6 protein-coding genes are annotated in these 6,091 nt (G+C 44.1%); 1 reads left to right on the plus strand and 5 read right to left on the minus strand.

What is annotated here, in order from left to right; all coding sequences use genetic code 11:
* Window positions 1-456: 456 nt before the first annotated feature.
* From L865_RS0119825 to L865_RS0119840, 4 genes are read right to left on the minus strand one after another with little or no spacing between them, the layout of a single operon-like run.
* The gene (locus tag L865_RS0119825) at window positions 457-1,065 is read right to left on the minus strand and encodes a TlpA disulfide reductase family protein (RefSeq protein ID WP_084632601.1); all 609 of its coding nucleotides are present in this window, start codon (window positions 1,063-1,065) and stop codon (window positions 457-459) included.
* A 2-nt stretch (window positions 1,066-1,067) separates the two neighbouring features.
* Window positions 1,068-1,544 (minus strand): heme lyase NrfEFG subunit NrfF, encoded by a 477-nt coding sequence (nrfF, locus tag L865_RS0119830; RefSeq protein WP_028774825.1) that lies wholly within the window; start codon window positions 1,542-1,544, stop codon window positions 1,068-1,070.
* Complete coding sequence (locus L865_RS0119835; RefSeq protein ID WP_028774826.1) at window positions 1,544-2,101, minus strand: DsbE family thiol:disulfide interchange protein; 558 nt, start codon at window positions 2,099-2,101, stop codon at window positions 1,544-1,546. Before L865_RS0119835 ends, nrfF begins: the two co-directional genes overlap by 1 nt.
* Window positions 2,102-2,118: 17 nt before the next feature.
* Window positions 2,119-4,098, minus strand: a complete 1,980-nt coding sequence (locus L865_RS0119840; RefSeq protein ID WP_028774827.1) for a heme lyase CcmF/NrfE family subunit — start codon at window positions 4,096-4,098, stop codon at window positions 2,119-2,121.
* A 407-nt stretch (window positions 4,099-4,505) separates the two neighbouring features.
* Between L865_RS0119840 and ccmI the strand changes: the two genes are divergently transcribed.
* Window positions 4,506-5,756, plus strand: a complete 1,251-nt coding sequence (gene ccmI, locus L865_RS0119845) for a c-type cytochrome biogenesis protein CcmI (protein WP_028774828.1) — start codon at window positions 4,506-4,508, stop codon at window positions 5,754-5,756.
* A 40-nt stretch (window positions 5,757-5,796) separates the two neighbouring features.
* On the opposite strand, the gene L865_RS0119850 is transcribed toward ccmI, so the two are convergent.
* Window positions 5,797-6,091 (minus strand): integrase core domain-containing protein (locus L865_RS0119850; protein ID WP_028774829.1); only part of this gene is annotated, 295 nt, incomplete at its 5' end.

Genomic DNA, 6,091 nt, shown 5'->3' on the forward strand with positions numbered 1-6,091 from the left:
CTCATTCTTACATTGAGTAAAATTTTTGATTACCTAAAAAGGTAATTTCGAATAACTCAACACCTGTGAGTGTCCACACAGATTTCTTGTTTCATCTTGTTAAAGAACGTTCGCCTCATACTGGAGTCCAGCGGGCTAGGGCTGCGTATTCTACGCTTTCCTTGGTTGGCGTCAAGTGATTTTTTAAAAAGTTTTTTAAGTGGTTACTTACTGCACATCAGTGCGTTAAGTCACAGCTAAAAACCTCATCTCACTTGCTGCCCTGACTCGTCTGTACATCGCTATGCAGCGCTGTTTGCCGTGTCAGTGGGAGCGCATTATAGGGAGCTTAACTTTTTACGCAAGCGCTTTTTGAAAGAAAATGACATTTTTATTGCCGAGCGGCCATTTATCAGACGATACGCACAAAAAAGGGGCTAAAAGCCCCTTTTTTACTCGTTATACCGCCAATAAAGCTTATTCAGCAGATTGAGTCTGCGGTTTATTTGACGCTTCTTGTTGAATAAAGCCATTAATCAACTCTACAGCTTTATCATCATCCCAATCGACAAAGGTGCGCACAAAAGCAATAAGCTCGCCTTGCCTGTTTAAGATAAATGTCGCAGGAATAGTATCAAGTGGAAAGACCTGACCAAGCTGCTGGGTCTTATCATAGTAAGTAACAAAGTTAGGCATCCCCAATTCTTGTAAGAAAGGTTGCACTTGTTCTTTACCATGCTGATCTATCGACACCGGTAATACCGCGAATTCTTTGCTATCAAACTTATCAGCAAAACGATCAAGTGCCGGTAATTCGCGAACACAAGGTGGGCACCAAGTCGCCCACATGTTGATCATTACCACTTGACCACGATACTGACTAAAATCAACCTTGTTGCCATTAACATCATTAAACGGCACCGCTTCAATTGGAAACGGCTTCGGTAATATGTTGATTTGGTCAACGCTTGACTGAACTTCACCTTCAGCTTTTTTCTGCACCCCCGGATAAGCTTGCGCGCTATACGCTGAAGCTAATCCGAAACAAAGTAAAACTGTTGTCGCCAAACTTGATAACTTACTCATGACTAGCTATCTCGCTTGAGTAATTTGTCTAACTCTTTTTGCTCTTCAGCACTGATTTCTTGCACTTCAACCTGAGAAACACGCTGTTTACGGATAAAGAAGAAACCAATCACTAGACCAAACATTAGTAGACCAAGCGGACCAAGCCAAAGTGCTAAGGTTTTACCTTCCCATCTTGGCTTATAAAGAACGAAGTCACCATATCGGCTAGTCATGAACTCAATAATTTCTTGATCACCTTTACCTGCATCTACCATTTCATAGACTTCAAGACGTAAATCTTGCGCCACTGGTGAATTAGAGTCGATCAAGTTTTGGTTCTGACACTGGGGACAACGCAATGAATGAGCTAAATCAAGTGCACGCTTTTGGTGCTCCATTGATTTGAACTCATAGGTATCAACTGGTGTTGCACTGGCTGACAGTGATAGACCCAGTGACAGCACTACGGCAGTGAGTAAAGCGAATATCGCTCTCATTATGAAGCTCCTTCAGCTCTAGCTTCTGCTTGAAGCTCTTGAATCATTGGATATAGGGTGTCATTCCACACACGCATGTCGATAGGACCGGCATAACGGAAGCGGATAATACCATTGTGATCAACCAAATAGCTTTCTGGTGCACCATACACACCAAGATCTAGGCCTAGACGACCATCATGATCAAAGATGTTTTTCGTATAAGGATCACCTTCGCGCTGCAGTTCTCGAATCGCTAAGCGACGCTCATCACGATAGTTAATACCATAGATTGGCACCAATTTTTGGCGCGCAAAACGCATAAGGTAAGGATGCTCATACTTACACGATGGACACCAAGTTGCCCAAACGTTCAATAGTGCAACCTGCCCTTTAAGACTTTCATTGGTAATGATTTCACCACTGTCTTCTAAGCGTTCCAGTTGGAAAGCCGGGATCGGCTTTCCTTCTAGGGCAGAATCGAGTTTTTCTGGGTTAAGAAATAAACCTTTGTATAGGAATATGCCCATTACCAAAAACACGATAAGTGGTAAAAATAGTACTAACCTCTTCTTCATACTTGCCCCAATTCAAGTTATGCAGTTGCTAAATCCGCTTTTTTGTCATCGCTCTTTGCATCTGCCGTTGCTTTAGCACGACGGTAGCGCTTATCTGACGCTGCAAAGAATCCACCCACCATCATAAAGATGCTACCAAACCAGATCCAACGAACGAAAGGTTTGTAGTTTAAGCGCACAGCATATTCGGTGCTGCTAATTGGGTCGCCCATGGTGATGTATAAGTCACGGAATAGTCCCCAATCAATACCGGCTTCGGTCATGTCCATCGTGCGTACGTTGTACTGGCGACGGTCAGGTCTTAGCAAAGTAACAAACTCACCATCGCGGGTTACTTCAATTTGACCTTGCTGAGCGGTGTAGTTAGGGCCGACAACATTCTTGGTCTCAAGGTAGTTGAAGTTATAACCTGCTAGCTCCTGCTGAATACCAGGTCCCATACGTACACTGCGTTCAATCGAGTAGTTAGATACCATAGTGGCACCCACAATCGATACAGCAATACCGATATGAGCAATCAACATACCCATTTCACTACGGCCTAGTCGAGCAAGGCTTACTGAACCATCTTTGCCTTGTAAGATACCGTAGCCAGCACGAAGGGTAGCAAGTGTCACCCATGTCGCTGTACCAATACCGAACATCACCCACACGTTGAACTTGCCATCAGCAAGGAATGGTGCGGCAACACCCACAACAGTGGCAATTGCGGCTGGAACTAATAGCTTAGTTTTAAGCTCACCTGGTTTAGCACGTTTCCAGCGAATATTTGGTCCCACACCCATGAACATAAATAGCACCAGTACAATCGGCACAAATACGGCATTAAAGTATGGTGGGCCTACAGAGATTTTACCCATGTTTAGGGCGTCAATCAGCAGTGGGTAAAGTGTACCAAGCAATACGGTACCACACGCCACAGTCAATAGGATGTTACACACTAATAGCATGGTTTCTCGAGACATCAGCTCAAAACGAGCTGGACTCTTCATTTCACTTGCTCTAAACGCAAACAGCGTTAAGGAGCCGCCGATCGCTAAACCGAGCAAGAGCAGAATGAACATACCTCGACTTGGGTCAGCGGCAAATGAATGCACTGAAGTCAGTACGCCAGAACGTACGATGAAGGTACCTAACAAACTTAACGAGAATGCAAAGATAGATAACAGAACGGTCCAGTTACGGAATGCAGCACGCTTCTCAGTCACAATCACTGAGTGCAATAATGCAGTACCAATCAACCAAGGCATGAAAGATGCGTTCTCAACTGGATCCCAGAACCACCAACCGCCCCAACCGAGTTCGTAGTATGCCCACCAAGAACCTAGTGAAATACCGCCCGTTAGGAATACCCAAGCAGCTAAAGTCCAAGGACGGCTCCAACGAGCCCAAGCTGAATCTAAACGTCCGCCCATCAACGCCGCAATCGCAAATGCGAAGCTAACCGCGAAACCAACATAACCTAGGTAAAGCATAGGTGGGTGGAAGATCAAACCAACGTCTTGCAACATCGGGTTAAGATCACGTCCTTCCATCGGAATCGGGAATAAACGCTCAAAAGGACTCGAAGTCAGGATCATGAACAGTGTGAAACCGATAGTAATCATCGCTAGCACTGCCAATACCCGAGCGGTAAAGACCTCTTCAAGCCCTTTACTGAAGTAAGCTACTGCCGCAGCCCAAACAGATAAAGAGAATACCCAGAATAATAGTGAGCCTTCGTGGCCACCCCATACCGCTGCTATCTTAAAGAAGATAGGCAATTGAGAGTTGGAGTGGTGCGCGACATAAGCAACGGAGAAGTCATCCACCGCAAAACTATAGCCAAGCACGACCACCGATAAGAAGATAAAGAAAAACATACCGTAGCTCAATGGCCAGGCATATCTAACGAGGTATTGGTCTTTACGAGCAACACCTATTAAAGGAACGGTCGCTAACAGGAAGGCAAAAGCCAAACCTATTATCAATGAAAAGTGTCCTAATTCTGGGATCATGGGGTTTCCTCAGTCCTAATTATGGATTGATAATTCTAAAGACTATCAATACGCAAGCGTTTTCAATTCACACTGCTCAAAGTACAAATTTTAGGTCATTTTAGTATTTGCTATTGTATCTGTCTGCTTCTTTCGTACAAATATGGGTGACTTGTCTCATTCTTGAGGCTTTGTCGCATATGTTACAAATGTTAAAAACAGACGATTTTAAGGTCTGACCCTTGAATGAAACTTAAGTTTCAGCTGTTTTTACATTTTAAAATCGAACTGTGAACCAGTGCGCAACTATAAGCTTTTAACACAACTAAATCCTTATATTACTGTTCAATGAATAATCTTTCCGTATAATCTTGTACCCAGTCGTGCGGTGTGATCCGCTTTCAGTAACTAACTGTGAAAATGAAATAATGACTACACTCTGGATTTTTATTGCACTTTTTGTGATCGTCAGCTTAGCGCTGATTTGGGTTCCTCACCTTCGCCAGAAACAAATGTTACAGGCCGAAGAAGTAGGTGTACGTAAACAAACTAACTTACAGCTTTTCGAAACTCGATTAGCCGTTTTAGAAAAAGAGCTCGCCGATGAGCTACTAGACCAAGCAGAGTTCGACGCACTTAAGAAAGAACTTGAAATCAGTTTATTGCAAGACATGAAACAAGGTAGTGATGACGAGTCACTATCAACTGAAGGTACACCTAAGTCAATTATGTGGCCTGGCATTATGTCTGTGGTTGTTATTTCATTATCTGCCTACTTTTACACGACACTCGGCGCCTATGCCGACTTAGATAATGCCGTGCCAGATAATCCTCATGCGGGTATGGATGCCAACCAAATCATGGATCAGCGTATCCAAATGATGGAAGCGCAAGCCAAATCTGAGCCAGACAATAGCCAGCTACAATTTAGTTTAGGCCATGCTTACATTTCAGCAAGCCGCTACCCAGAAGCTGTCAAAGCATTTGATAAGGCGATGCAACTAGTGGGTACACATGCTGAACTATTAGGGCCAAAAGCAACAGCGCTTTACTATCAAGCTAATCAGCAAATGACACCGCAAGTTCAGTCATTAGTTGACCAAGCCCTAGAGCTCGACCCACAAGATCCATCCACATTACTGCTCGTTGGTATGGATGCGTTCTTTACCGCCAACTATGAAAAAGCTATTGGTGCTTGGCAAACAATTCTTGATAGCGATCGTAATGATGTTGACCGCAGCGCCATCATGAATGCGATTGAAAGTGCTAAGATGCGTCTTCAAGGTGGTATGGGCGAAATGCCAAATGACGCTAACCACCAACAAGTTAAAGCGACTGGCACTACTGTTACCGTAGAAGTCTCGCTTTCAGACGAGATGAAAGACAAAGTGTCTGGTACTGACATTCTGTTTATCTTCGCGCGTAACACTGAAGGTCCTAAAGTGCCTTTAGCGGTTACTAAGATTGCTGCGACCGCATTACCAACAGCCGTGACCCTTGATGACACGACTAACATGGGTGGCGACGTTAAACTTAGCGATGCCAAGTCTGTAGAGATTATTGCAGTCCTATCTAAGCACGGCAGTGTTAAGCCGCAATCAGGCGATATCCAAGGTAAAGTGGATATGGTTGAAGTGGGTGGCACAACTCAGCTGGTGCTAGATACACAAGTTCAATAACCACTAAGTGTCTAGTCCTAAAATAGGTTGACGGTTTTTATTAAGCCAGTTGGTATTCCCAACTGGCTTTTTCATGCACCTCATTTGGGGTTTTCATTCCTAAACTAAGGTGCGGCCGTAATTGATTATAAATCTCTATCGATTCCTTGATTAAAACGCCAAGCTCTTTCATCGTTCTGCAGCGACTAAGCAAAAACTCTTGCTTCAAAATACCATTCACACGCTCTGCTTGTGCATTTTGGTAGCAGTCATATCCATCTGTCATTGATGGGGTCATTCCATAGGCGGCTAGTGCCGCTTGGTATTCAGATGAGCAGTACTGTATCCCTCTGTCT

It is taken from the genome of Shewanella waksmanii ATCC BAA-643 (assembly GCF_000518805.1).
Classification (GTDB): Bacteria; Pseudomonadota; Gammaproteobacteria; order Enterobacterales; family Shewanellaceae; genus Shewanella; species Shewanella waksmanii.